Raw genomic sequence first — 25,796 nt, forward strand, 5'->3', positions numbered from 1 at the left:
CGTCTGCCTGCTTCTGCCCATCGGCCTGATCTCGAGCACCGGCTGGGCGACGCCGCTGTTCACCGCGCTGATCGCCTACACCTTCTTCGGCCTCGACGCGCTTTCCGAAGAACTCGAGGATCCGTTCGGCACCGAGGCCAACGACCTCGCCCTCGATGGTCTGTGCCGTGTCTGCGAGATCTCGGTGTTCGAAGCGCTGGGCGAGACGCCGCCGAAAATGCTGCCAGCCGAGAAGTTCTATTTTTCGTAGGTGCTCGGCTATCTGCGCGCCTCCGCGTCGCAGAACTGCGAGCGTTGGAGGGACGAGGGGGCGCGAAGGATCGCGACAGAACGGCTCTGCTGCCACCCGACACCAAAAAGAATCCGCCCCCTGTCGGATCGCCGCCTCATGCCGCGTCCTTGGTTCGACCCCAGCGAAAGGGCTCGAAACATCGGGAGGAAACACCATGAGCATTTCCGAAACCGCGCCCGTCTCGACGGGCGCCCTGTGGACCGGCCGCGCCCTCAGCGGCATCATCGTGCTGTTCATGATCTTCGACGGCGTCATCAAATTGCCGCCGCTCGACATCGTCACCCAGGCGATGGTGCCGCTTGGTTGGCCGGCTGACGCGAATGTCGCGCGCATGCTCGGCGTCATCGGCCTGATATCGACCGCGCTCTACGGCTTGCCGCGCACCTCGGTGCTCGGCGCCATCCTGCTCACCGCCTATATGGGCGGCGCCATCGCCACCAATGTGCGTGTCGACAACCCGCTGTTCTCGCACACACTGTTCGGCGTCTATCTCGGCGGCATCCTGTGGGGCGGCCTGTATCTGCGCGACCCCCGGGTGCGCGCACTGATCCCGCTCAGCCGATAGACACGAAGGACAGAAAAATGTTCAGCACCATCCTCATCATCCTGGTCGTCATCATCGCCGCGGTGCTCATCTACGCCGCGACACGGCCTGATGATTTCGTCGTCACCCGCTCGGCCAATATCAAGGCGCCGCCGGAAGCGATCTTCCCGCTGATCAACGATTTCAGCCGCTGGCCGACATGGTCGCCTTACGAAAAGCTCGACCCTCAGATGAAGCGCACGCTCTCCGGCGCGACAAGCGGCAAGGGCGCGGCGTATGCCTGGGAAGGCAACGCCAAGGCCGGCAAGGGACGCATGGAGGTCACGAATTCGGTGCCGTCCTCGCTGGTGTCGCTCAAGCTCGATTTCGAGAAGCCGTTCAGGGCCAACAACAGCGTCGACTTCACCCTGACGGCTTCCGGCGACAACACCGCCGTCACCTGGGCGATGCGCGGCAGCCGGCCCTTCATCGCCAAGCTGATGGGCCTGTTCATGAACTTCGACACGCTGATCGGCAAGGATTTCGAGGCGGGCCTCGCCAATCTGAAGCGCCTCGGCGAGGAATAGGCTCGTCGGGCGGCGTTCAAACAAAAACGGCAGGCACAGAGCCCGCCGTTTTCGTGACTGCGATAGGGCAAAATTATTCGGCGGTGGCGGCTTCCGCCTCGGCCGGTGCGGCTGCGGCGGCCGCGACAGCGGCGGCAGCGTCTTCCTGCGCCTTCTTCAGCAAGGCAGCGCGTTCCTGCGCCTTCTTGCCCGGCTCGGCCTTCTTCGGGTTGGAGCGGGCGTCGCGCTTGGCAAGGCCGGCCTCGTCGAGGAAGCGCAGCACGCGGTCGGTCGGCTGGGCGCCGTGCGACAGCCAATGCTTGACGCGGTCGGCGTCGACCTTGACGCGCTCGCCGTCCTTGGGCAGCAGCGGGTTCCACGAGCCGAGCGACTCGATGAAACGGCCGTCGCGGGGCGAACGGGCGTCGGCGACGACGACGTGGTAGTAAGGACGCTTCTTCGAGCCCGCGCGGGCCAGTCGGATCTTCAATGGCATTTCTTTTCTCCTAAAAATTCTGATTTCGTTGGGTTTCAGTTGGTTTTGGTCACACCGTTGGTGGCGGCGATCTGTTCGTGGTGGCGGATCACTTCGCGGACGACGAAATTGAGGAATTTTTCCGCGAAATCCGGGTCGAGATGCGCATCCTTCGCCAGCTGGCGAAGGCGGGCGATCTGCTGCTGCTCGCGCGCCGGGTCGGCCGGCGGCAGGCCATGCGTCGCCTTCAGCACGCCAACCGCCTTGGTGCAGCGGAAGCGCTCGGCCAGCATGTGGATGAGGGCTGCGTCGATGTTGTCGATCGAGGCGCGATAGTCGGCCAGGATGGTGCGTGCGTCGGCCATGTCCTTTTCTTCGTTCATAGCGTCCTCACTTCTTCTTGCCGAGGCCGGGCAGTCCGCCGCCGCCCAGGCCGGGAAGACCCGGAAGCTTCATGCCGCCGGGCAGACCGGGCAGGCCACCGCCGCCTGGAAGGCCGCCGGGCAGGCTCTTCATGCCGCCGAGGCCGGCCGCTTGCGCCTGCTTCTGCAGGGCTTCGAGCTGCTTGGGGTCCATCTTCGACAGGTCGGGCATGCCGCCGCCCATGCCGCCCGGCATCATGCCGCCGAGACCCATCTTGGAGGCAAGGCCGCCCATCATGCCGCGCATCAGGCCGCCGCCTTTGCCCTTGCCGCCCATTGCCTTCATCATGTCGGCCATGCCGCGATGCATCTTCAACAGCTTGTTGATCTCGGCGGCGTCGGTGCCGGAACCGGCGGCGATGCGCTTCTTGCGCGAGTGCTTGAGGATATCGGGGTTGGCGCGCTCGGCCTTGGTCATCGACGAGATGATGGCAAGCTGGCGGCCGAACATCTTGTCGTCGAGACCGGCGGCGGCCATCTGGTCCTTCATCTTGCCCATGCCAGGCATCATGCCCATGATGCCGCCCATGCCGCCCATCTTCGACATCTGCTGAAGCTGGCCGGCGAGGTCGTTCAGGTCGAACTTGCCCGACTGCATCTTTTTGGCCATCGCCGCCGCCTGCTCGGCGTCGATGTTCTCGGCTGCCTTTTCGACCAGCGAGACGATGTCGCCCATGCCGAGGATACGATCGGCGATGCGCTTGGGGTGGAATTCCTCCAGCCCGTCCATCTTTTCGCCGGTGCCGATCAGCTTGATCGGCTTGCCGGTGACGGCGCGCATGGAAAGGGCGGCACCGCCACGGCCGTCGCCGTCCATGCGGGTCAGCACCAGACCGGTGATGCCGACGCGCTCGTCGAAGCTCTTGGCCAGGTTGACGGCGTCCTGGCCGGTCAGCGAGTCGGCGACCAGCAGGATTTCGTGCGGGTTCGACACCTTCTTGATGTCGGCCATCTCGACCATCAGCGGCTCGTCGATATGGGTGCGGCCAGCGGTGTCGAGGATGACGATGTCGTGGCCACCGAGCTTGGCCGCCTGGACGGCGCGCCGCGCGATGTCGACCGGCGACTGGCCGTCGATGATCGGCAGCGTCGCCACCTTGACCTGCTCGCCGAGCTGGCGGAGCTGCTCCTGCGCGGCGGGGCGCCGCGTGTCGAGCGAGGCCATCAGGACTTTCTTGTTCTGACGCTCGGAAAGGCGCTTGGCGATCTTGGCCGAAGTGGTCGTCTTGCCGGAGCCCTGCAGGCCGACCATCATGATGACGACCGGCGCCGGCGCATTGAGGTCGATGGCGACGCCTTCGGCGCCGAGCATCTCGACCAGCTCGTCATGGACGATCTTGACGACCATCTGGCCGGGCTTGATCGACTTGACCACGGCGGCGCCGACCGCCTTCTCGCGCACCTTGTCGGTGAAGGAGCGCACCACTTCCAGCGCCACGTCGGCTTCGAGCAGCGCACGGCGCACCTCGCGCAGCGCGGCCGAGACATCAGCCTCCGACAGCGCGCCGCGGCCGGTCAGGCCGTTCAGGATGGAGCCAAGGCGCTCCTGAAGCGATTCAAACATCGATCTTCCTTCAATCTCGGTTCGGGGTCGAACCGAGAGGTAATGCGTTCGCGCCAGGTCGCCAAGCAAAAGCCAAAACCAAAAAGCACCCGGGGGCGCTCAGCGCTGCCGGGTGTTGGCCTCCAGGATCGATTTACAGCACTTCACCTCAAAGAGGTTTCGGCGTCCTGGTCGGCTTGCTCGGAGGGATACTCGTCGCGGAATTCGTGGGGTGTAGACAGGAAAATGGCCGCAGAGTCAAGACAAGGCCTGGGTGGCCCCGTGCCAATCGCGTGGCGCCGAGCCAGAATCAATTCGCGCCGCTCGCTTCCGAACGGTCGGCCGTAACCTTCAGGGCCGAGCGCGGATGCAGCAGCAACACAACCGTCAGCAGGCTGCAAGCGATGCCGATCAAGGCGATGAGTACCGCATCTGAAGTGGTCCAGCCCGGCCCTTCCAGCGGCCTGGCGCTGAACAAGGCGAAGGAATTGTAGCTCTGCTGGTGCGAGATCAGCAGGAATCCGGTCAGATTGTTGCCGAGATGGGCGCCGAGGGCAGCCCCGAGATTGCCGGTGGCATAGACCACAAGCGTCAAAAGCAGGGCGAAAGCGGCGACCGAGGCCAGCACGCAGGCGTTGATGCCGGCCGACGCGCTGTTGCTCCAATGCAGCGAGGTGAACAGCAGCGCCGGCAGCAGCGCCCAGATGAACGGGCTCTTGAACCGGTTGGCGAGACCGCGCAGCAGATAGCCGCGAAACAGCACCTCTTCCGAAGACGTCTGCAACAGGGTCAGGGCGACGATCGGGACCAGGAACAGCAGCCAGGACGACAGGCTGATCGGGCCGCGCGCGATCTCGGGCTGCAGCAGATAGAGCAGGATTTCGGACACCAGCGAGGTGATCAGCACCGCGATCAGCCCCTTGAGGAAGCCCGACCGCGACATATGGCGGCTGGTGCCGATCAGTGCAGACAGCGGCTCGCCATGAACCCAGCGCATGACGAACCACAGGCCAATCCAGATGCCGGCAAAAGAGGCAAGGGCGGTGAGGATGCCGATGGGCGAGGCGAGGAAGTCCTGCATCGCTCCGCCTTGTGGCGGAGCCGCCGATGCCTGCCAGGTGAAGAAGAGATAGGTGCCGCCCAACAGCACGGCCACGGTCGTTGCGCCCCAGACCAGCAGGACGATCGCCGTTCCCAGGAACAGGCGCGGCAAGGTCGTCCTGGCGTTCGGCGAATGCCGGTAGCGTTCGAAGGCGGCAGGGTATCACGCCAATTCCTTGGGCAAGTGCTTCAGGTCGCATGATCTAGATGTTCGCCGTCTTGTGCGCAATTATGTGCGTCCGGCGCCGACTTCGACGATCCGCACGGACCGATCCGACGTGGCGATATGCCAGGAGAAGGCGACCGCCGCTGCGCTTCGCAGCGGCCACCTCGTTAACGTCAGCGCACCACGTACATGATGCGCCGTGTCGACGGATCGACCAGCGCCGGCTGGCCGTTCACATAGACATAGCGATAGCTGTAGTCCGGAATTTCGCGCAGCTCGACGGTGTCGGGCAAGATCGCGCCGGTCACCACCTCGCCGTCGAGATAAACGGGGTCGAGGCGATGCGTGCCGACATAGGTTCTGACCTCGGTCGGAGGTGGGGGAAAAGCGTCGTTGAGCGGATCGCTGGCGATGATCGCTCCGGTGTAGTCGGTCGAGTAGTCGTCCGGCGGCGAGACGACAGCAATGCTGGAACCGTGCGGCCGCTGCGTCAGCACCACCCGGGTTCCGCCGAAATCGGCCGTTACATAGTCGGAATAGACCCAGCCTTGGCCGCCGGCTTCGGCGATGGTGCACCATTTGCTGTTTTCGATGCAGCCATTGAGCGTCGCCGACTGGCCGGCGGCAAGCACGCCGATGACAGGATATTGCGGACCGGGGCCGGCGCGCACGTTGAGATCGGTGACGGCGGAGACGGCGGTGTCGGCAAATGCTGACCCCGACATGATCGTCAGCATTCCGGCGAGCGCGGGAAACAATACGGATCTCATGGGTTCTCTCCGTTTTCATGGTCCCTCACCAGCGAAACGGGGCTGTGGCGCATGCGTTCCCGCTAAAACGCCCGCGCCAACTCACGATTTATTCCCCTTTCTTTCGGCAGACCGGTCAGAAGTTCGTGAACAAAGGCCAATTTGCGCGCCGTGGCGTCCGAGATGACGAAGGGGTAGAGGTCGGGAAGGCCCATGCAGCGGTTGATCGAATTGGAGGCTTCCGACAGCACCAGCCAGCGGGCGAGGATCGTTTCGAAAGGCTCAGGTGCGGCGGCAGGCTCCGATGGCGCCGGCTGCAGCCGACCGCCGGTGTCGCCCTGCGGCAAGTCGTTGGCCTCCACCGTCTCCAGCCGGCCGAGCGGGAAGTTCAGCGCGTGGACCATTTCCAGCGTGTCGGTGATATGCAGATGGTGGGCCCAGGTTTCCGCCCAATCCTCCCACGGATGCGAGGTGGCATAGGCCGAGATGTGGCTTTGCTGCCAGTCGGGCGGCGCGCCGTTGGCATAATAGGTCTTCAGCGCCTGTTCGTAGTCGGCGTGATCGTCGCCGAACAGCGCCCGGAAAGCGACAAGCTTTTCCGGGTCGTCGCGGATAAGGCGATCCCAATAGTAATGGCCGAGTTCGTGGCGGAAATGGCCGAGCAAGGTGCGGTAGTTCTCGCCCATCTCGATGCGCCGCCTTTCGCGCTCGGCCGAATCGGCCTCGGCGACGTTGAGCGTGATCAGGCCGTTGTCGTGGCCGGTCAGGATGCGCTCGCCGCCGGGACCGCCGCCGATCGGATCGGCCAGGAAGTCGAAGGCCAGGCCGACCTCGTCGGCGGGGGTCTGCTTGGGCGCGACCGGCAGCCCGAAGGCGAGCAGCGAATAGATGGCGCGCTTCTTCGCCGCCTCGACGCGGATCCAGCGGCGGCGATTGCCGTCGACCGACAGATCCGGGATCAGCTGGTTCAACACGCAAGCGCGGCAGAAGGCCTGTCCCGGCTCGGCCATCCAGTTGCAGGCGCATTCATCGGCATTGGTGCACTGGAAGATGCCGTCGACACCCGACAAGGCAAAACGCGCATGCTCGGGATCGTAGAGCACCAGGCTCGAGCAGTTCAGGCACTGGGCGTTCTCGAAATAGAGACGGTGGCCGCAATGCGGGCAGTCGAAGAGTTTCATCTCGGTCTCAAACCATCAGAGCCAGCATATAGGTGCGCGGCGGCCGCAGCCCAACGCGAACCGCCGGACGCGTTCCGCCTCGGGATCATGTCCTATCGGCAAGCTGGGCGGCGACCTGTCTGGCCACCGCTTCGCCCGACAGCCGTGCCCCGCCGCAGGTCTGGATCAGCGGGCCGGCGAGATGCTCGCCGGCGAAGAAGATTTTTTCCGCCACCGGCTGCATCAGCGCGGCGCGCGCCTTTGAGCGGCCGGGGCGGGCCGCCGCGTAGGCGCCGCGCACGAAGCGCTCGCCGCCCCAATTGGTTATCATGGCGCGCGCCACGTGCTTTCTTGTGTCGCCGCCGAAAATGCCGCACAGCCGGTCGACGACGAAATCGACGCCCGCCGCCTCGCCCGCCGCCGACATCTCCCAGGCGAAGTCACCGCCGACGAAACCGACCATCAGGTCGAGGTCGAACGGGAAGCACAGGAAATAGATGTCGTGCCTGGCCATCCGTTCGATCAAAAGGTCGTCGAAGGGCTGCAGCCCGAGCCTCGTACCCCGGATCTCGACCGGCAATTTGGTCAGCATGCCCATCGGCAGGTCGAAGAAGGCGCCAAAATGCGTGTCGGGAAGTGCGGGCGAGAACTCGATCTCCTCAAAGGCGAGCACCGCCGGCGAAGCGGTGACGATGACCGCCTTGGCGCGGACGGTGCCGCGATCGGTGACGCAAGCCACATCAGGTCCGTCCCAGAGGATCTTGCGCACCGGCGTCGACAATTCGACCGGCAGGTCGGCGCCGAAGCGGGCGACCAGCGCGCCAAAACCCTCCTTGCTGAAATAGTTGGGATCGAGATCGGCGGCCGCCTGAAAATCGCGGATCGAAATCTCGTCCTCGTCGGCGCCGAAATCCATCGGGCCGGCGAAAGTGGCGGCGGCGCGCGGCGCCTGCCCTTTGGCGAGCAGCGCGGAAAGCCGGTCGTCGTCGCCTTCCTCCACCCGGTGGGCGGCCAGCAGCTCGAACAGCCGCGCGTCGGCCGCCTTCATCTCGGCTTCCTCGGCCTCGCTTGCCTTGCGCTTGCGGTAATAGAGATGGTCGACATTCATGTCGTGGTGATGCAGCGTCCAGCCGGCAGCCTGGGCTTCGGGGAAGTAAGGATTGCGGTCGGCGGCGTGCAGCCAGGCGCAGCCGATGTCGAAGGGCACGCCGAAATGCTGGTCGCTGGTCCAGGCGCGTCCGCCGATGCGGCCCATCGCTTCGAGCAGCTTGAAGGAGAGGCCGGCTGCCCGCAAGGTCCTGGCCGCGGCCAGACCCGCCGAGCCGGCGCCGATGATCACGACATCAACGTCTTCCATGGCTATTTCGCCCCCGCCACAATATTCACTTGATCGTAGGCAAATTCCCCGGCATTCGCCAGCACTGCAGCAGAGACAGTGACAAGTGCGGGTTTCGCTGGCAAATTCGCAAACGGGACGTGATTCAGGCAATCAGGAGAGAAAAGCATGGCATTACTTGCCAAGGGTAGGATTTTTGTGGCTGCGATGGTGTCGGTGCTTGCGCTGGCGACGGGCGCGCAGGCGGGGGCCAGCTGCGGCAAGACTGGCGCCGGCTTCGAAGCCTGGAAGCCGGAGTTCGCAGCGGAGGCCAAGGCCGAAGGTATAGGTTCGAAGGGTCTGGCCGCTCTGGCCGGCGCGACCTATGCAACAAGGACCATCTCCGTCGACCGCGGCATTCACAAGGCTTTCAGCGGCTCGGTGGAAGATTTCATGAAGCGCCGTGGCGGCGCCGCGATCATTTCCAAAGGCCGTGCGCTGAAGAAGTCGAACGCGGCGCTGTTCAGCAAAATCGAAAGCAATTACGGCGTGTCGCCAGGCGTGCTGCTCGCCATCTGGGGAATGGAAACCGGCTTCGGGTCGGCCATGGGCAATCAGAATACGGTCTCTGCCATTTTGACGCTGGCCTATGATTGCCGTCGCCCGGAGTTCTTTTACCCGCACGCCATTGCGGCCCTGAAGCTGGTCGATCGCGGCGCGTTGACCGCCTCGTCGGTCGGCGCCGCGCATGGCGAGATCGGCCACACGCAGTTCCTGCCCGGAAATGTCTTGAAGTACGGCGTCGGCAGCGGAAACCTGCGCGACAAGGCGACGGCGTTGGCTTCCACCGCCAACTTCCTCAAAGGTCATGGCTGGCGGGCCGGCGGGAGCGCGCAGTCGAACATCGGTGCCATTGCCGGCTGGAATTCCGCCAGCGTCTATCAACAGGCCATCGCCCGCATCGCCACGGCGATAGATGGCGATTGAATAGAAATCTAACTTCGACAGAAAGCCCGGCCATGCCGGGCCTTTTTTATTTCACGTCGAGTGCGTAGGAGCAGCCGGCCAGCGTCTTGCCTGGGTGTGACTCGACCGTCGAGACATTCAGCGTGATGCGCGTGGCGAGGCTCACGCCACCGGCGTCCTCGGTGCTTTCGGCAACAACCTTCTCGCCAAGGAATTTGCCCGGCGTCGAGATTGTCGGCGTGACTTTGAGCTCCTTGGCAAGGTCCGGCGCGGCAATGCCGTCGAACACCGCCATCGGCGCGGTGGCGGTAAAGACGACGGATCCCGCCTCGCGCCCGAAGACGCGAAGCGGGACCGGCAGTTCATACTGAACGAGGAACGGGTTGCCGGTCGCAACTTCCTTCCAGCCCAGTTTCCCCACGGCGCCGGGCGCGCCGCTCAACCAAAGGGCAAAACCATTATAGGCCGGCACGTCAGCCCGGCACTCGATTAGCGCGGCAAGGTCGAGCGAGGCCGGATCGAAATTCTCGGCCATGGCCGGCGCCGCCAGAAGGAGCAGCGGCGCCAGGTATCTGCCGGGGCCGCGCATAGCCTTGTTTTTGTACATGTCGTTGTCCCAAAACCGCTGCACACTTTTGGGCGACATGCACCGGCTTATTTATCGCGGCTGCGTGCCGCCAGCGTCCTGAGCCTCAGCGCATTGAGGCGGATGAAGCCGGCGGCGTCCTTCTGGTCGTAGGCGCCACGGTCGTCCTCGAAGGTGACCAGCGCATCGGAATAGAGCGTCTTCTTCGATTTGCGGCCGGTGACCATGACGTTGCCCTTGTAGAGCTTGAGGCGCACCGTGCCCTCGACGTCTTCCTGGCTCTTGTCGATCATCGCCTGCAGCATCAGGCGTTCGGGCGCGAACCAGAAGCCATTGTAGATCAGCTCGGCATAGCGCGGCATGAACTCGTCCTTGAGGTGGGCGGCACCCCGGTCGAGCGTGATCGATTCGATGGCGCGGTGCGCCGATATCAGGATGGTGCCGCCGGGCGTCTCGTAGACGCCGCGCGATTTCATGCCGACGAAACGGTTCTCGACCAGGTCGAGCCGGCCGATGCCGTTGTCGCGGCCGAGATCGTTGAGCGCCGCCAGCATGGTGGCCGGCGACAGTTTCTTGCCGTTGAGCGCGATCGGATCGCCCTTGAGGAACTCGATCTCGATCTCGGTGACCTTGTCCGGCGCGTCCATCGGCGAAACGGTGCGCTGGTGAACGAATTCCGGCGGCTCGCTCCACGGGTCTTCCAACACCTTGCCCTCGGAGGACGAATGCAAAAGGTTGGCGTCGACCGAGAACGGCGCGTCGCCCTTCTTGTCCTTCGGCACCGGAATCTGGTGCTGTTCGGCGAAGTTGATCAGGTCGGTGCGCGACTTGAACGACCAGTCGCGCCATGGCGCGATGACCTTGATGTCGGGGTTCAGCGCGTAAGCCGAAAGCTCGAAGCGAACCTGGTCGTTGCCCTTGCCGGTGGCGCCGTGCGCAATCGCGTCGGCGCCGGTTTCCCTGGCGATGTCGACCAGGTGCTTGGAGATCAGCGGCCGGGCGATCGAGGTGCCGAGCAGATAAGTGCCTTCATAGACGGCGTTGGCGCGAAACATCGGAAAGACGAAGTCGGAGACGAATTCCTCGCGCACGTCGACGACGCGGATGTCCTTGATGCCCATCATCTCGGCCTTGCGGCGGGCCGGCTCGAGTTCGCCGCCCTGGCCGAGATCGGCGGTGAAGGTGACGACTTCGGCGCCGAGTTCGGTCTGCAGCCATTTCAGGATGATGGATGTGTCGAGGCCGCCGGAATAGGCGAGCACGACTTTCTTGACGTCTTTGGCTTTTGACATTTTTACCCCGTCGATGGCGGACGCCCCTGCCGAGGCGTCACGGATTGTCGGAGGGCCTTTTAGCAGGAACGGCAAAGCGAGCAAGCACGCGCGCGTGCATGACGTCTGGTCCAGCGCATGGCGAGCGGTGGTGCCGGCAGGGGGAAACAACCTGCTGCAATCGAGGGCTGCATTTAATCAAGTGTTCACGCCCCGCCGCTAACAAATGACGACAAAGCTGCCCTGGCCAGGTGCCGGGGCAACTCTTGCCCGCTTCGTTGCGGGGCATCCTCTGGCCTGGGCCGTTCTTGATGCGCGTTATTTCATGTATCGCCACGGAGCATAATCTGTGGCTCGTCCTGCTGGCGGCGCTGATGTGCGTCACCGGCTGCTGGGTGACGATCCGCCTCTTCGACCGTGCCAGGAAGACCGCCGGCCTGCAGATGAAGGGCTGGCTGTTCCTGACCGCGGTCGCCGCAGGCTCCTCGATCTGGTGCACGCACTTCATCGCCATGCTGGCCTACCGGCCCGGCGCCCCGATCACTTTCGATCCGGTCCTGACCATGGTGTCGCTGGTCATTGCCATCGCCGGCACCGGCGTGGGCTTCGCCCTTGCATCCGGCAAGAGCCGGCGTCTTGCCCCGGAGTGGGGCGGAGGCGTCGTCGGGCTGGCGATCTCGGCCATGCACTACACTGGCATGATGGCCTATCACGTGACCGGCATCGTCGAGTGGGACGCTCCCTATGTCGTCGCCTCGCTGGTCATTTCGGTGGTGTTTTCCGCCGTGGCCGTCGGCCATGCCGTGCGCCGGCCATACCGCTGGTCGCAATATCTCGCCATCGGGCTGCTGGTGCTGGCGATCGTCGGCCTGCATTTCACGGCTATGGCGGCGGTGGCGGTGACGCCGCTGTCCTTCACCACCGGCACCAATCCCGACATTCTCGCAGCGATGGCGGTCGCCGTCGCCGTCGTCGGCCTGATCGTCGCGGCCACCGGCTTCGCCAGCTATCTGATCGATGAACGCGGCCGGCTGGAAAGCTTCGAGCGGCTTCAGCATCTCGCCCTCAACGACGCCCTTACCGGCCTTCCCAACCGGGTCTCCTTCAACGACCGCCTCGATCATGAGATCGATCGGGCGCGGGAGGGCGAGGAAACGATGACGGCCGTCATCGTCATCGATCTCGACCGCTTCAAGGAGATCAACGATCTCAGGGGGCACGCGGCGGGCGACCAGGCTCTCAAGATCGTCGCCCGCAGGCTGACGAAACTCACCGGCGACGGCGAATTCGTCGCACGGCTCGGCGGTGACGAGTTCGCCGCGATCAAGCGCTTCAAGGATCAGAAAGACCTTCTCGGCCTGGTCTCACGGCTGGAGAAATCGCTGTTCCAGCCCTTGCTGCTCGACGATTTCGAAATCGCCGCCGGCGCCAGTATCGGCGTCGCCGTCTATCCGCGCGACGGGGCCGACCGCGAGCGGCTGGTCAGTAATGCAGACCTCGCCATGTATCGGGCAAAGAACGACGTGTCGCGGGCCGTCTGCTTCTACGAATCGGCCATGGACGAGACGGCGCGGGCGCGCCGCGCGCTGGCCACCGACCTTCGGCAGGCGATCGAGCGGGGCGAGCTTTCGCTCCACTATCAGGTGCAGACCTCGGTGCCGACCGGCACCACCTGCGGCTACGAGGCGTTGCTGCGCTGGACGCATCCCGTGCATGGCATGATCCCGCCCGCCGAATTCATCCCGATTGCCGAGGAGAACGGCTCCATCATGGCGATCGGCGAATGGGTGCTGCGGACCGCGTGCCGCCAGGCGGCCTCCTGGGACAACGGCCACAAGATCGCCGTCAACCTGTCGCCGGTGCAATTCGCCCATGCCGATCTGGCCAAGCTGGTCCACCAGATATTGGTCGAGACCGGGCTGTCGCCGAAACGGCTGGAGCTGGAACTGACCGAATCGACGATCGTCGCCGACAAGGTGCGGACGCTGCATGTCCTGCGCCAGATCAAGGCGCTGGGGGTGACGATCGCGATCGACGATTTCGGCACGGGCTATTCGTCGCTCGACACGCTGCGCTCGTTTCCCTTCGACAAGATCAAGCTCGACCGCTCCTTCATGGCCGATGTCGAGCGAAGCCCGCAGGCCAAGGCGATCATCCGGGCGGTGCTGACATTGGGCCGCAGCCTCGACATTCCGGTGCTCGCCGAGGGCGTCGAGACGCATGTCCAGCTCACCATCCTGCAAGTCGAAGGCTGCAACGAGGCGCAAGGCTATTTCCTCGGCCGGCCCAAGCCGATCGATCAGATCCTGCCCACCGGCCCGGCCGGCCTCCAGGGCCCGAACGATCGGCCCGTCGCCGACCAACCCGCCAGGATGCGGCTGAGCAGGCAGCCATAGGACTGCGGCGGGTGGCCGCCTGCCGATGCCTTCGTTGCCTGCCTGCTGGATCGACCGTGGGATCGCCGCTGCATCTGGAACCAGTGCTGCGCATCCTGTATAGGCGCTTCCATTCCCCCGGGGCCGTCCATGCCGTTCATTCCAGACACCACCACGCTGATCCAATTCGCCATCGCCACCGTCATCCTGGCGATCACGCCCGGGCCGGACATGACCTTGTTCGTCTCGCGCACGCTGAGCCAGGGCCGCGCCACCGGCTTCGCCTCGATGGCCGGCGCGCTGTGCGGCACGCTGATCCACACCACGCTGGTGGTGGTCGGCGTCTCGGCGCTGATCGTCGCCTCGCCGATGGCCTTCCTGGTGCTGAAGATCTTTGGCGCCGGCTATCTGGTCTTCCTGGCATGGCAGGCGATCACCAGGGGCTCGGCCTTCTCGCCGGAGAAGAAGACGGGACCAGAGATTTCGCTGCTGCGCAGTTGGGCGGCGGGGCTCGGCGTCAATCTGCTCAACCCCAAGATCATCCTGTTCTTCATGACCTTCCTGCCGCAGTTCGTCTCCGCGCATGACCCGCACGCGCCGGGAAAGCTGTTCTTCCTCGGCTCGATGTTCATCGTGCTGTCGATCCCGGTGACCGTGCCGATGGTGCTGGCGGCGGAAAAGTTCGCGGCGGCGATGAAGGCCAGCCCGCGCGTGACGCGGGTGGTCGACTATCTCTTCGCCGGCGTGTTTTCGGCCTTCGCGCTCAAGATCCTGAGCGCCCAGGCGAAGTAGGGTTTTTCGCCTCTTGCCACCAGCTTCCGGCCCAGCGCCCGGCGCTGAGCCAGTAGAAGATGCCGCCGACCATGCCGCCGCCGATCACGGCCAGGATGGCGCTGGTGTCCCTGACCGCGAACGTAGAATCACCGGCATGGTCGACCAGACCGAGGAAAACCGCGGCGACCACCGCGCCCGCCAGCGCATAGAACAGCCAGTCGCGCCGACCGAGGATTTCGCCAAGCAGGATGACGATCGCCGCCGGCATGAAGCCGAAATAGGCGACGAACAAGGCGATGAAGGGTATCGAGAAGAACAACGAGGCGGTTGCCGCCGGCTGCGCGTGCTCCGGCGTGTAGCCGAGCGAGGCCAGGAACAGGATGTTGAGGAAGGCGCTCGCCGCCAGCGAGGCCACCGCATAGCCGAATAGGATGACGGCGAAACGGACGAGGTAAGCAATGAGGCGGCTCATCCCAAATCCCGGCGTTTGAGATGACCGGACCTGCGCCCGGCCAGAAGCCAGTAGACCGAACCGGCGGCAATGCCGGCCGTGGCCAAAAAACCGAGATAGCCCGGATTGAGAACAAAACCTCCCGCCGAGCGCGGGATGGAAACACCAAACGCGGTGGAGGTGACCGCACCCGTGGCGGCAAAGTAGAACCATCCGCGAAGCGACAACCGTTCGGCGACGAAGATCGCCGGGCCGACGATCAACAGCGCACCGACCATCACGGTCAACACGGCGAGCGGGAAGGAACCCAGCCAGTCGAAGGCGAAAATGATCGACCAGTTGCCGTCTTCGATGCCTTCCAGAAGCGCGATCAGCAGCACGGGGACCAGGATCGAGGTCAGCACGGCAAAGAAATAGCCGACTGCGATCATGGCGAGACGCTTCAGCCAGGCGAAGCGGCGGCTCACGCCTCGCCGTGCCCCGCAATCATCATCGCTTCCAGCGCCAGCCGGTCGACCTTGCGCATGCGTTCGGAGTCGGACTTCAGCTGGCCGCAGGCGGCGAGGATGTCGCGGCCGCGCGGCGTGCGGATCGGCGAGGCATAACCGGCATTGTTGATGTAGTCGGCGAATTTCTCGATCGTCTCCCAGTCCGAGCACTGGTAGTTGGTGCCCGGCCACGGGTTGAACGGGATCAAATTGATCTTGGCCGGAATGCCCTTGAGCAATTTGATCAGGCCCTTGGCGTCCTCGATGGAATCGTTGACGTCCTTCAGCATCACATATTCAAAGGTGATGCGCCTGGCGTTCGACAGGCCGGGATAGGCGCGGCAGGCGGCGATCAGCTCGTTGAGCGGATACTTCTTGTTGATCGGCACCAGGAGGTCGCGCAGGTCGTCGTTGGTGGCGTGCAGCGAGATCGCCAGCATGACGCCGATCTCCTCGCCGGTGCGCAAGATCTCGGGCACGACGCCGGAGGTCGACAGCGTGATGCGCCGCTTGGACAGGGACAGGCCATCGCCGTCGGAGGCGATCAGCAGCGCCTTCTTCACCGCCTCGAAATTGTAGAGCGGCTCGCCCATGCCCATCATGACGATGTTGGACACTTTCCTGCCCTCGGCCGGCACGATGGCGCCGTCCGGTGTGTCGCGGTCGGGGAAATCGCCGAGCCGATCGCGCGCGGTGAGCAACTGGGCGAGGATTTCCTCGGCCGTCAGATTGCGCACCAGCTTCTGCGTGCCGGTGTGGCAGAACGAGCAGGTCAGCGTGCAGCCGACCTGCGAGGAGATGCAGAGCGTGCCGCGGCCTTCCTCGGGAATATAGACGGTCTCGATCTCGACCGGCCGGCCGGCGCCGCGCGGCGGAAAGCGGAACAGCCATTTGCGGGTGCCGTCGGAGGAAATCTGTTCCTCGACGATCTCCGGCCTGGCGACGGTGAAATGCTTGTCCAGCTCGGCGCGCAAATCCTTGGAGATGTTGAACATGCCGGCGAAGTCGGAAACGCCGCGCACATACATCCAGTGCCACAGCTGCTGGGCGCGCATTTTCGCCTGCCGCTCCGGCACGGCGCCGGATGCAACCAGCGCCTCGCCGAGTTCGGCCCGCGTCAGGCCGATCAGCGACTGCTTTTCGGGCAGTGCGGCGCGGGCGCGCAACGCGTCACGGGCGCCCTCGGCGGTGAGATCGAATGAAAGGGTCATGGTTGCGCCAATACAAGCGGTTTGCGGCTGATTTCAGCATCGTGCCGGAAATGAAGCGCGGCGCATAGCACAGGTTGAGCGCGGAGTCATGCAGTGCGCTTCATTGTATGATCGCCTGACCTTGAAGGTCGGCGCTGCCCTTCATTGCCCTGCCGGGCTTTTCTCCCCCTGTGCAGGGTTATGCCTGTCTTGCGGCGGCGGCGCGATTGACGAGCGGCTTCCCCCACTCCGTCGCTGCTTCGCAGCGCCACCTCTCCCCCCTCCGGAGGGAGAGGAAAGGCGCTGGCTGGAATCATTTCGCGCCCTTCCTCTACCCCGTCGATCGGGGGAGAGGTGGCGAGCGAAGCTCGACGGAGTGGGGGTCGACCTTGCACCGAAGCAATGCTTCCGCCTGATTGAACGGCAGCCCCTATTGACCGATCACATGGTCGTGTTCGCGTAACGATTCCCATCGCGTCTTCGAAATCCAAAGGGGGCAACTATGCCCCTACAAAATGGGAGTATGCAGAATGAACTCTATCAAGCTCGCCGTCATTGCCGGTCTCGTCGGCCTATCCGCCTCGCAGGCATTTGCCGAAGACGCGATGGGCACGATGACCATGATGAAGGGTGGAGAAGTGATGGCGATCATGCCGGATGGGCATATGGGCACCATGATGCCGGATGCAAAGATGGGCGCCGAGATGATGAAGATGGCAAAGCCAATCAAGCACTGCATGATGATGATGACCGACGCCAAGGGCAAAGCCTTCATGATCGATACGTCGACCAAGAAGGCTCAGGCCGAATGTGAAAAAATGGCCATGTAAGACCGAACCGCCGGCACACACGCCGGCCTGAAAAGCAAAAGGCCGGGCTTTGCGGCCCGGCCTGTCGCTCAAAACGAAACTTTGCCTATTTGCCCTTTTGCCTACTTGCACTTGGCGATCGACGACAGCGCCGCCGAAATGCCCTTCAGCGAGAAGACATAGGAGGTGGGGTTGCCGCGGCCTGACTTCGCCGTCACCTTCATGTCGGTGCCGGTCTTCATGGCGGCGATCAGCACCGGCTCCTCGGCGGCGTTCTCGACCCAGGCCGACTTGCCGCGCGTGAACATCGAGAACGACTTCTTGTCGATGGTGACGGTGGCCTTGGAGCCTTCCTGGAAGGTGTAGCCGGCGATGAATTGCGGCTCGTAGGACACTTGCTGGCCGGGCCGCTGGCTGACGAAGAAGAACATGTCACCATGGTCGAGCGTCGGCGGCTGCTTGTCGGTCGGCACGGTCAGGACATAGCAGACCTTGCCGCCCGATGCCTGGTAGCTGTAGGTGCCCCACGCATTGTGCTGGCCGATCTTGGTCGCCGACTGCGCCAGTGCCGGTGCCGCCACGGCCACCAGGACCAGGCTCGAAACTATAGCAATCAATCCGCGCATCGCTTTTCCCGTATTCCAACTGGTGCGGCGGCAGGCCGGCTTGGCGTCCTGCCCGTCGCTTCATTTTGATTTAATCTGGGTTACCAAACGGTGAATTTCCTTTGAGAAAAGGACCCTCACCCGAGGAAACCGTCGCCATTCCCGCGCCGCCGCCTTGCGAGCGGGTGGCGCGACGTCCCGTTGGCGGACTTGAAGGCCACGAAAGCGGCAAGAGTTTGACTTTTTGCTTTGCCGCCAAACGCCTTGCTTCAAAGGCGTTTGGGGCGTTTGGCGCGCGACGGCATGCTCAGCCCTTGTCGGCGATGGCGTCCCTGGCGGCCTGCCGGTGCGCCGGCGTGATGTGGGCGCTGACGGCGGTGATCGCGGCGGTGAGAACGGCGATGTCGTCGGTGAAGCCAAGCCCGAAGACGAAGTCGGGGATGACGTCCACCGGCAGGACGAAATAGCCGAGCGCGGCCAGCAGAATGCCCTTGGCGCGCAGCGGCGTGTTCTTGTCCATGGCGCAGTAGTAGGCGGCCACGACCTCTTCCATGAAGGGGATCTGCCGCGCGGCCTTCTTGGCGGTGCGCCAGAATTTCTCGCGCACTTCGTTCTCGTCGCCCAGCTTGCCGCCAAAGCCGAAGAAATCAAAACCGGGTTGTTGCGCCATCAGTTTCTCCTTGCGGGATGCCTGTGCATCCCGGCACGTGCCCGCGAGCGAAAATGTGGTGGAACCCGATCTCCGCTACAAGATGCGGGCGCCGATTTGGATTCCGCTGCCCGATTGCAAGCACCGGCGGGAGCCCGTTCAGCCACCGAAATAGCGGTTCATCTTCTTCGCCAGATCGATATCGAGCGCCGTCACGCCGCCGGCATCGTGGGTGTTCAGCGTCACGTCGACGGTCTTGTAGACATTCGACCAGTCGGGGTGATGGTCCATCTTCTCGGCGGCAAGCGCGACGCGGGTCATGAAGGCGAAGGCTTCGGAGAAATTCGCGAAGGTGAATGTGCGCCTGATCGAGGCGCCGTCCGTGGCCAGCGACCAGTCGCCGAGTTCGGCAAGGGCTGCGGTGATGGCGTCTTTGCTGAGTTTTTCTCTCGTCATGATGATTTCCCGTGCTATCTCGAATTTGACCCTCACCATAGTGCAAGTCGCCCAGAACTGCTTTGCGGTTTTGGGGTTCCAAATGCACAAACGGCGCATATCGAATGAGCATAAAGCCCATAAATTCCATTCTTTTCGTCTGTCTCGGCAACATCTGCCGGTCGCCACTGGCCGAGGGCGTTGTTCGCGCCGTGCTGGCGGAGCGCGGGTGGGGCGGGGAGATGCTGCTCGATTCAGCCGCAACCAGCGGCTGGGAGGTTGGCTCTGCCCCCGATCCACGCTCGATCGCGGTGGCGGTGCGTCACGGCATCGACATTTCCGGGCAGAGGGCGCGCAAGGTTACGCCGGAGGATTTTCACCGCTTCGACCTGATCCTCGGCATGGACCGGTCGAATGTTCGCGACCTGAAAGCGCTGGCCCCGGCAGTCGTGCACGACCGCATCCATCTGTTCCTGGAGTTCGCCGAGGCGAAGGCGCGCGACGTGCCTGATCCCTATTATGATGGGGCGGAAGCGTTCGCGTCGGTCTACCGCATGATCCGCGACGCATCGGAGGCGCTGGCGACAAAGCTGGAGGCGCGAGCGTCCGGGCCCGACAGCGGCCAGGCCTCCTCGACGATGTAGGGGCCGCCACCGACCGAATCGCGCGACGACATCAGCACGAACCGGCCGATGCGAAACGGCAGCGTCGAGAAATTGCCGCGTGCCGACAGATACTGGGCGACGTCCAGCGGGGTCGAATTGCGCAAGCGCGCCAGCGTCACATGCGGCATGAACTTGCGCGGGTCGGCGGGGATGCCGAGCCGCTGGCAGATGCGGTCGATTTCGCCCTGCAGGGCGGCAAGATCGGGCGAGGCGGACGCGCCCGCCCACACCGCATGCGGCTTCTTCTGGCCGAAGGCGCCGACGCCGGACAGGGTCAGCGAGAAGGAGGGGCGGTGGACACGATCAAGCGCGTTGGCGATTTCGTCGGCGACGTGACCCTCGATATCGCCGATGAAGCGCAGCGTCAGATGGTAGTTCTCGACGTCGATCCAGCGGGCACCGGGCAGGCCGCCCCGCAGCAGGGACAGCGAAAGGGCGGCGTCACGCGGTATTTCGAGGGCGGTGAAAAGACGCGGCATGAAGAGCCTCCCTTCCTCGAATCGAACATTAGCCGTAGCGAATCATCGAAAATCAAACGGAGCAAGAGGTTTGTTGGTCTTAGGCTCTGCTAAAAGCTTCCCCTGCGGAAGGCAATCGATCCGGTTTCATGTACCTCCCGGCACTGCCGCGATTGCCTTTTCGACCGTCGGCAGGATGCGTTCGACCATCTGGTCGACGCCTCGCACGCTCGGATGCAAGCCGTCCTCGAGCTGCATTCCCGGCTGGTCGACGACGCCGTCGAGAAAGAACGGATAGAGCGCAACGTCGTATTTCCTGGCAAGGTCCGGAAAGATGGCGTCGAAGGCTTTCTGGTAGTCGGCGCCGAGATTGGGCGCGGCGCGCATGCCGGCCAGCAGCACGGCAATCTTGCGCTCTTTCAGCTTGCCAAGCATCTCATCTAGGTTCTTTCTGGCAATCTCGGGCAAGACGCCGCGCAGCATGTCGTTGGCGCCGAGTTCAAGGATGACCAGCTGCGTGCCGTCCGGCACCGACCAGTCGAGCCGCGCCAGGCCACCGGTCGTCGTGTCGCCGGAGACGCCGGCATTGGCGACGGTCACATCGCGACCCCCTGGCGCGAAGGGCGACCTGGAGCCTGTCGGTGAAGCCCTGGTCCGGTCCAAGGCCATAGCCCGCCATCAGGCTGTCACCGAAGCCGACGATCTTGAACGGCTCGGCTTGCGCCGACGAAATGGCGCCGCAAATGGCGAGGAAAACGATCAAGCCTGCGGCAATACTGCGTTTGAAAGACATGTGGCAGGCCCCATATGACCAAGGAATTCTTCCGACGACGGCCTCCGGCAAGCAGAGCCTTCATCCTCTCAATATAGGACGCTTTCATTTTGACAGAAGCCGTCATCGCGCTGAAAGACGTATCGCTGACGCTCGGCGAAGGGGCCTCTTCCGTCCATGTGCTGAAGGGGATCAGCCTCGATGTGGCGGCCGGCGAGGCGACCGGCATCGTCGGTCCTTCGGGCTCGGGCAAGTCGACGTTGCTGATGGTTCTGGCAGGGCTGGAAAGGGTCGATTCGGGTACGGTACGAATCGCCGGCGAGCTACTCAACGACAAAACCGAGGACCAGATTGCTTCGTTTCGCGGCCGAAACATTGGCATCGTGTTCCAGTCCTTCCACCTCATTCCCAACATGACGGCGCTCGAAAATGTCGCGGTGCCGCTGGAACTCGCCGGCCATGCCGATCCGTTTTCGGTGGCGGCGCGCGAACTGGCGGCCGTGGGCCTGAGCGACCGCGTCACTCACTATCCCGGCGAATTGTCGGGCGGGGAGCAACAGCGGGTGGCGATCGCCAGGGCGCTGGCGCCGTCGCCGCGCATTCTCATCGCCGACGAGCCGACCGGCAATCTCGACCAGGCGACGGGGCGGCAGGTCGCCGACCTCCTGTTCGCCAAGGCCGCCGAGCGCGGCATGACGCTGGTGCTGGTCACCCATGATCCAGCGCTTGCGGCACGCTGCTCGCGCCAGGTTTCGATGCGCTCCGGCCGGATCGAGGCGCCGGCGCCTGCCAAGGTGACGGCCTGATGCCGTTGTCGCGGACGCTGAAGCTTGCGGTCCGCTTCTCGCTGCGCGAAATGCGTGGCGGCCTGTCCGGCTTCCTGATCTTCCTCGCCTGCATCGCGCTTGGCGTGGCGGCCATCGGCGGCGTCAACTCTGTGGCGCGTGCGATCACCGCCGGCGTCGCCAATCAGGGCCAGACGCTGCTCGGCGGCGATCTCCGCTTCCAGATCAACCAGCGCGACGCCAGCCAGGCCGAAAGTGGCTTCCTTGACGGGCTGGGCGTCGTTTCGCGGACCGCCAGCATGCGCTCGATGGCACGTCTCGCCGACGGAACCGACCAGGCGCTGGTCGAGGCCAAGGCGGTCGACCATGCCTATCCGCTCTATGGCGCGCTGGCGACCGAGCCGGCACTGTCGAACCAGGAACTGTTCGGCGAAGAGTTCGGGGTTTTCGGCGCCGCGGCCCCCCGATCTCCTGTTCGAGCGGCTGCATCTTCAGCTCGGCGACCGGCTGAAGCTCGGCACCGCCACCTTCGAACTGCGCGCCAGGCTGATCACCGAACCGGATGCGGTGTCCGACGGTTTCGGCTTCGCGCCGCGGCTGATGATCTCGACCGAAGGGCTGGCGGCCACCGGGCTGGTCCAGCCGGGCAGCCTGGTCGAAAACGCCTACAAGATCCGGTTGCCGGCCGACGCCGATGAGGCACGGCTGAAGGCCATCCAGGATCAGGCGGCCAAGGATTTCCCGCAGGCCGGCTGGTCGATCCGCACGCGCAGCAATGCCGCGCCGGCGCTGTCGTCCAACATCGAGCGCTTCTCGCAGTTCCTGACGCTGGTCGGGCTGACGGCGCTGGTGGTCGGCGGCGTCGGTGTCGCCAACGCGGTGCGCGCCTATCTCGATGGCAAGCGCGGCGTCATCGCCACCTTCAAGAGCCTGGGCGCTTCCGGCGGCTTCGTCTTTGCCGTCTATCTGGTGCAGATCCTGATCATCGCCGCATTGGGCATCGTGCTCGGCCTGGTGCTCGGGGCGCTGATGCCGTTCGCGGCCGGTGCGGCGCTTCATCAGGTCATTCCGGTGCCGGCGGAAGGCGGCTTCTATCCCGGCGCGCTCGGCATGGCGGCGCTGTTCGGCCTGCTGGTGACGCTGGCCTTCGCGCTGCTGCCGCTCGGCCGCGCCCGCGACGTGCCGGCGACCGCGTTGTTTCGCGAGATGGGGCTGGAAGGCCGCGGCTTTCCGCGCCCTGTCTATGTTGCGGCGGCCATCGGCATCGCATTGCTGCTGGCGGCGCTGGCCATCCTGTTTTCGGGCGACCGGCGCATCGCCTCGATCTTCGTCGGCGCCACCATCTTCGCCTTCCTGGTGCTGCGCCTGGTCGGCGCGCTGGTGCAATGGGCGGCCAGGAAGAGCCCGCGCGTGCGCTTCGTGGCGCTGCGGCTTGCCGTCGGCAACATCCACCGGCCCGGCGCGCTGACGCCGTCGGTGGTGCTGTCGCTTGGGCTCGGTCTGACGCTACTGGTGACGCTGGCGCTGATCGACGGCAACCTCAGGCAACAGATTTCCGGCAGCCTGCCGGAGCGGGCGCCGAATTTCTTCTTCGTCGACATCCAGAGCAGCGATGTCGATGCGTTCTCCACGCTGATCGGCAAGCAAGCGCCACAGGGGACGCTGGCCAAGGTGCCGATGCTGCCGCAGACCGCACGCAGAGGAAGGACAGGGTTTGTAACTGATAGGCAGATACGAAACCCCGCCCCCCCCGTGTGTGATCGTCGAAGACGACGCAAGGAATAATACCACGTGACAAACGGGTGGGTGACACAGGGTATCACACACGGCACGGGAGAAGACAGCACAAAAACAAAAACACCGAGCGCAAAAGAGGACGCAAATGCACCGAGCGACCAGGCTGACCGAGAGCAGCTGGTGGCCCAGGTACAATTAGGTGGCCGGAGACGAATGCCAGATGGCGGTTCTCGTTCCTCCTGCCGTAGGAAAGGAGCAAAAGAGAGATTTCACACACACCTCACTATACAAAGGCTGAAGCCTACAGCGACCCCCAACAGACTCACCAGTGCAAACGCGTGCTCGAGCGCAACAACCGTAGAAACGGTGCACAGGATCGGCCAATTTCTCACGAGAAGGTGACCGAAGAACAAACAGGGAGAACGATGGGCTATCCAAAACTATAACGTCATGGTTGTGTCTACCGCCCAAAAAGACTACATGTGAGCCGGAGGCCGCCGCATGGCTGAGATGGCGAACACACACAGCTACGAAACCACGAAAGAGATGCCGCTTCGGCGGAGCACGACGGACGCGCGTAATCCAACTCACATGCCGATCACACCAACGCGCGCCTTCACGGCAAAAGACGTAGAAATACCACGCCGCGTTCAATCAGTAGCGGGAGCACCACAGACAAACACAATTGGGAGAGAGACACGGAGACGGCTACACAATGGTGAAACAGCACGCAAGCGTCGACGATAAGAACGTATCAATCCACGGCCTTAGGGTACAGGTCTAAGGCAACTTCACGGCAACGCGCGAGTCAGAGACAGCGGGTAAGGGCCGCGACGGCCGCACGGGCGAAAGTATCGGCGCTAGGATGACGTAGACACTGGCCGCCTTCGGTGCTAGAGTGAACTGGGGCCGAGGCGCGCTAATCGCAGACCGCAAGATACAGAGAACAAGATCACTGGAGGCGGCAGGCGATCTCCAGCGTACAGACGAGGCTAAAAGGGGCACAAGAGGTGCGACTGTCAGAGGGTGGAGAGACGAGTGAAGACCGCAGAGGAATGGCGCACCGACGCGGCAACACACGCCACGCCTGGCATTGCCGCCTTCTCGACCGACGCACAATGGCACACTCATGCGTGGACTTACGGCAGCTATAAAGGAGCCACAAGACGCGATAATGACTGATCGGAAGACGACTGGACGGGCCCGGGCATAGTGTCGTAGGACGCCAGGCACCCGCACGAAACGTGGAAGTTCGTCACACCTACCAGGTGAGAGCCATGGCGCCTCATGACCAGTTGCAATCGCCATGTAACACAATGCCCGAGGTGGCGGTGGCGGACCATCCTGTTTTCGCTCGTCATCACGTCGTCATCGGTCTCGTTGTGAGATCAGGGTCAGGCGACATCTTTTCAGGCGGATCACCTGGAATATCAATACAGTTGAAGGGCAACTGGAATGCCGACCGCAACAGCGGCGGCCGGAAAACAGCAGGAGGTTGTTATGTCTTTTGCTTGCGAAATGGATAAAGCTGCGTCGGCCTGCTGACCGGCGTTTCCAACTTTGACGGCGCCACCAGCCTTGCGGCCGCTGCCGACTACCCGCGTGGTGTCGTAACCCATGGCCAGAGGCGGAGACCCTATCTGGTCGGTCGTCAGAACGGCATGGACGCCCCCCCCCCCCCCCCTCCCCCCGCATGCGCAAGAACCCTGGGGTCCAGACCCGAATTCTGGCGCCCGACCGGAAACCTTACGGCGAAGCATGGCCAAGATGCGCAGATGATCGACGGCCATATGAGCCGCTCGAACGCTCGGGACGGCATGGTGGTGGTTTCGATCCCGATGCCGCGGCCCTTTAGCTCCGCGTCAAGAATGCATTGCCGCCGGCCATCCCGGTCATCGTCATCGATTTCCGGTGCAGCTCCAAGCGGGACCCCATGATCTTGGCGGCCTGCTGTCAGGGGCCAGGACGAATTCCAGGCAGGCGTACATTGGCGGGGTGAGAGCATCAAGGCGCTCGGCTCACAAGGCTGTCTGCGCCAATTCACGAGGTCGGGCAATTCAGCCTCGACGACCGCTGCGCCGGCTTTGCCAAGGGGCCTGGGCGTCGGACGTTCCGGTGATGAAACGGCGTCATCGACCCCACCGAAGGAGAACGCGTGATCGACCTACATTGACAGCCCATGCCGACACGCAGTTACATTCTCGCTGTCGGCGCCAGGGCGGTGCCGAACCGGACGCTGGCAGCACTTGATGAAGCTGGCCTCGCCAGGCAGGTGGAAAACCGGGCACGTTCGACCTGTCGGACGATCCTGCAGGCCGTTGTCGCCGGCAAGATGGAATGGGCATCGAGCCCATCAATTACGCCATGGGCTATATCACCGTTCGCCCATGTTCGATCTGTTATTTGAAGAAGACAAGACATGCCGATCGCCGGACTATCCGACCGGCCCCGGCTTCGTCACCAAGGAC

The 25,796-nt window shown here is 63.9% G+C and carries 26 protein-coding genes and 3 pseudogenes; 11 read left to right on the forward strand and 18 right to left on the reverse strand.

The window, feature by feature from the left end:
* From ACFSQT_RS31150 to ACFSQT_RS31160, 3 genes and pseudogenes are all read left to right on the forward strand, one after another.
* A pseudogene (locus tag ACFSQT_RS31150) lies at positions 1-250 on the forward strand (bestrophin family protein); the annotation flags it as partial.
* A gap of 196 nt (positions 251-446) precedes the next feature.
* Positions 447-857, forward strand: a complete 411-nt coding sequence (locus tag ACFSQT_RS31155; RefSeq protein WP_379025349.1) for a DoxX family protein — start codon at positions 447-449, stop codon at positions 855-857.
* 17 nt (positions 858-874) lie between these two features.
* The gene (locus tag ACFSQT_RS31160) at positions 875-1,402 is read left to right on the forward strand and encodes an SRPBCC family protein (RefSeq protein WP_379025351.1); all 528 of its coding nucleotides are present in this window, start codon (positions 875-877) and stop codon (positions 1,400-1,402) included.
* 73 nt (positions 1,403-1,475) lie between these two features.
* On the opposite strand, the gene rpsP is transcribed toward ACFSQT_RS31160, so the two are convergent.
* The 7 genes from rpsP to ACFSQT_RS31195 all read right to left on the reverse strand — a co-directional run bounded on the left by rpsP (position 1,476) and on the right by ACFSQT_RS31195 (position 8,354).
* A complete protein-coding gene (gene rpsP / locus ACFSQT_RS31165) occupies positions 1,476-1,877 on the reverse strand; it encodes a 30S ribosomal protein S16 (RefSeq protein WP_107651942.1) in 402 nt (133 codons plus the stop codon).
* 35 nt (positions 1,878-1,912) lie between these two features.
* Complete coding sequence (locus ACFSQT_RS31170; RefSeq protein WP_379025354.1) at positions 1,913-2,239, reverse strand: chorismate mutase; 327 nt, start codon at positions 2,237-2,239, stop codon at positions 1,913-1,915.
* 7 nt (positions 2,240-2,246) lie between these two features.
* Positions 2,247-3,842, reverse strand: coding sequence for a signal recognition particle protein (gene ffh / locus ACFSQT_RS31175; RefSeq protein ID WP_379025356.1), 1,596 nt, complete (start codon positions 3,840-3,842; stop codon positions 2,247-2,249).
* A 289-nt stretch (positions 3,843-4,131) separates the two neighbouring features.
* A complete protein-coding gene (locus tag ACFSQT_RS31180) occupies positions 4,132-5,034 on the reverse strand; it encodes a CPBP family intramembrane glutamic endopeptidase (protein WP_379025358.1) in 903 nt (300 codons plus the stop codon).
* A gap of 227 nt (positions 5,035-5,261) precedes the next feature.
* Complete coding sequence (locus ACFSQT_RS31185; protein ID WP_379025360.1) at positions 5,262-5,858, reverse strand: DUF1236 domain-containing protein; 597 nt, start codon at positions 5,856-5,858, stop codon at positions 5,262-5,264.
* A 62-nt stretch (positions 5,859-5,920) separates the two neighbouring features.
* Positions 5,921-7,018: a zinc-binding metallopeptidase family protein gene (locus ACFSQT_RS31190; protein ID WP_379025362.1), complete on the reverse strand. Its 1,098-nt coding sequence runs from the start codon at positions 7,016-7,018 to the stop codon at positions 5,921-5,923.
* 85 nt (positions 7,019-7,103) lie between these two features.
* Positions 7,104-8,354: a flavin monoamine oxidase family protein gene (locus ACFSQT_RS31195; protein ID WP_379025364.1), complete on the reverse strand. Its 1,251-nt coding sequence runs from the start codon at positions 8,352-8,354 to the stop codon at positions 7,104-7,106.
* A gap of 147 nt (positions 8,355-8,501) precedes the next feature.
* Here ACFSQT_RS31195 and ACFSQT_RS31200 point away from each other — a divergent pair, with 147 nt between their 5' ends.
* On the forward strand, positions 8,502-9,299 hold the full coding sequence (locus tag ACFSQT_RS31200) for a lytic murein transglycosylase (protein ID WP_379025366.1): 798 nt from the start codon (positions 8,502-8,504) through the stop codon (positions 9,297-9,299).
* 46 nt (positions 9,300-9,345) lie between these two features.
* On the opposite strand, the gene ACFSQT_RS31205 is transcribed toward ACFSQT_RS31200, so the two are convergent.
* Positions 9,346-9,885, reverse strand: a complete 540-nt coding sequence (locus tag ACFSQT_RS31205) for a hypothetical protein (protein ID WP_379025368.1) — start codon at positions 9,883-9,885, stop codon at positions 9,346-9,348.
* Positions 9,886-9,932: 47 nt separating this feature from the next.
* Positions 9,933-11,156: an argininosuccinate synthase gene (locus ACFSQT_RS31210; protein ID WP_379025370.1), complete on the reverse strand. Its 1,224-nt coding sequence runs from the start codon at positions 11,154-11,156 to the stop codon at positions 9,933-9,935.
* A gap of 290 nt (positions 11,157-11,446) precedes the next feature.
* Here ACFSQT_RS31210 and ACFSQT_RS31215 point away from each other — a divergent pair, with 290 nt between their 5' ends.
* Together ACFSQT_RS31215 and ACFSQT_RS31220 are read left to right on the forward strand one after the other, a co-directional pair.
* Positions 11,447-13,531: a putative bifunctional diguanylate cyclase/phosphodiesterase gene (locus ACFSQT_RS31215; RefSeq protein WP_379025372.1), complete on the forward strand. Its 2,085-nt coding sequence runs from the start codon at positions 11,447-11,449 to the stop codon at positions 13,529-13,531.
* A gap of 129 nt (positions 13,532-13,660) precedes the next feature.
* Positions 13,661-14,302, forward strand: coding sequence for a LysE family translocator (locus tag ACFSQT_RS31220; RefSeq protein ID WP_379025374.1), 642 nt, complete (start codon positions 13,661-13,663; stop codon positions 14,300-14,302).
* Here the strand turns inward: ACFSQT_RS31220 and ACFSQT_RS31225 are convergent.
* From ACFSQT_RS31225 to rlmN, 3 genes are read right to left on the reverse strand one after another with little or no spacing between them, the layout of a single operon-like run.
* Entirely contained in the window at positions 14,274-14,756 is a 483-nt protein-coding gene (locus ACFSQT_RS31225) for a hypothetical protein (protein ID WP_379025376.1), read from the reverse strand. The two genes, ACFSQT_RS31220 and ACFSQT_RS31225, sit on opposite strands and share 29 nt — an antisense overlap.
* Positions 14,753-15,202, reverse strand: a complete 450-nt coding sequence (locus ACFSQT_RS31230) for a hypothetical protein (RefSeq protein ID WP_379025378.1) — start codon at positions 15,200-15,202, stop codon at positions 14,753-14,755. The genes ACFSQT_RS31225 and ACFSQT_RS31230 overlap by 4 nt, the downstream gene beginning before the upstream one ends.
* Entirely contained in the window at positions 15,199-16,434 is a 1,236-nt protein-coding gene (rlmN, locus tag ACFSQT_RS31235) for a dual-specificity RNA methyltransferase RlmN (RefSeq protein WP_379025380.1), read from the reverse strand. Before rlmN ends, ACFSQT_RS31230 begins: the two co-directional genes overlap by 4 nt.
* Before the next feature lie 509 nt (positions 16,435-16,943).
* Here rlmN and ACFSQT_RS31240 point away from each other — a divergent pair.
* The gene (locus tag ACFSQT_RS31240; RefSeq protein ID WP_111544105.1) at positions 16,944-17,243 is read left to right on the forward strand and encodes a hypothetical protein; all 300 of its coding nucleotides are present in this window, start codon (positions 16,944-16,946) and stop codon (positions 17,241-17,243) included.
* Between the two features lie 101 nt (positions 17,244-17,344).
* Here the strand turns inward: ACFSQT_RS31240 and ACFSQT_RS31245 are convergent, their stop codons facing one another.
* The 3 genes from ACFSQT_RS31245 to ACFSQT_RS31255 form a co-directional block, all read right to left on the reverse strand.
* A complete protein-coding gene (locus ACFSQT_RS31245; RefSeq protein ID WP_258590678.1) occupies positions 17,345-17,848 on the reverse strand; it encodes an invasion associated locus B family protein in 504 nt (167 codons plus the stop codon).
* A gap of 286 nt (positions 17,849-18,134) precedes the next feature.
* Positions 18,135-18,497, reverse strand: a complete 363-nt coding sequence (locus ACFSQT_RS31250; protein WP_379025382.1) for a YkvA family protein — start codon at positions 18,495-18,497, stop codon at positions 18,135-18,137.
* A gap of 138 nt (positions 18,498-18,635) precedes the next feature.
* Positions 18,636-18,932: a 4a-hydroxytetrahydrobiopterin dehydratase gene (locus ACFSQT_RS31255; RefSeq protein WP_379025384.1), complete on the reverse strand. Its 297-nt coding sequence runs from the start codon at positions 18,930-18,932 to the stop codon at positions 18,636-18,638.
* 104 nt (positions 18,933-19,036) lie between these two features.
* Here ACFSQT_RS31255 and ACFSQT_RS31260 point away from each other — a divergent pair, with 104 nt between their 5' ends.
* Complete coding sequence (locus ACFSQT_RS31260; RefSeq protein WP_379025386.1) at positions 19,037-19,555, forward strand: low molecular weight protein-tyrosine-phosphatase; 519 nt, start codon at positions 19,037-19,039, stop codon at positions 19,553-19,555.
* Here ACFSQT_RS31260 and thpR read toward each other — a convergent pair.
* Positions 19,459-20,055: an RNA 2',3'-cyclic phosphodiesterase gene (thpR, locus tag ACFSQT_RS31265; RefSeq protein WP_379025388.1), complete on the reverse strand. Its 597-nt coding sequence runs from the start codon at positions 20,053-20,055 to the stop codon at positions 19,459-19,461. The two genes, ACFSQT_RS31260 and thpR, sit on opposite strands and share 97 nt — an antisense overlap.
* A gap of 126 nt (positions 20,056-20,181) precedes the next feature.
* Positions 20,182-20,827, reverse strand: a pseudogene (locus ACFSQT_RS31270) (arylesterase).
* 89 nt (positions 20,828-20,916) lie between these two features.
* Between ACFSQT_RS31270 and ACFSQT_RS31275 the strand changes: the two are divergent.
* Both ACFSQT_RS31275 and ACFSQT_RS31280 read left to right on the forward strand, forming a co-directional pair.
* Positions 20,917-21,612, forward strand: a complete 696-nt coding sequence (locus ACFSQT_RS31275; RefSeq protein ID WP_379023639.1) for an ABC transporter ATP-binding protein — start codon at positions 20,917-20,919, stop codon at positions 21,610-21,612.
* Positions 21,612-23,343 (forward strand): annotated as a pseudogene (locus tag ACFSQT_RS31280) (ABC transporter permease); the annotation flags it as partial. The gene ACFSQT_RS31275 and the pseudogene ACFSQT_RS31280, both read left to right, overlap by 1 nt.
* 1,415 nt (positions 23,344-24,758) lie before the next feature.
* On the opposite strand, the gene ACFSQT_RS31285 reads toward ACFSQT_RS31280, so the two are convergent.
* The gene (locus ACFSQT_RS31285; protein ID WP_379025390.1) at positions 24,759-24,947 is read right to left on the reverse strand and encodes a hypothetical protein; all 189 of its coding nucleotides are present in this window, start codon (positions 24,945-24,947) and stop codon (positions 24,759-24,761) included.
* A gap of 560 nt (positions 24,948-25,507) precedes the next feature.
* Between ACFSQT_RS31285 and ACFSQT_RS31290 the strand changes: the two genes are divergently transcribed.
* The gene (locus ACFSQT_RS31290; protein WP_379025392.1) at positions 25,508-25,735 is read left to right on the forward strand and encodes a hypothetical protein; all 228 of its coding nucleotides are present in this window, start codon (positions 25,508-25,510) and stop codon (positions 25,733-25,735) included.
* The last annotated feature ends 61 nt before the right edge of the window (positions 25,736-25,796 follow it).

It is taken from the genome of Mesorhizobium calcicola, from assembly GCF_042682105.1.
GTDB classification, from domain to species: domain Bacteria; phylum Pseudomonadota; class Alphaproteobacteria; order Rhizobiales; family Rhizobiaceae; genus Mesorhizobium; species Mesorhizobium calcicola.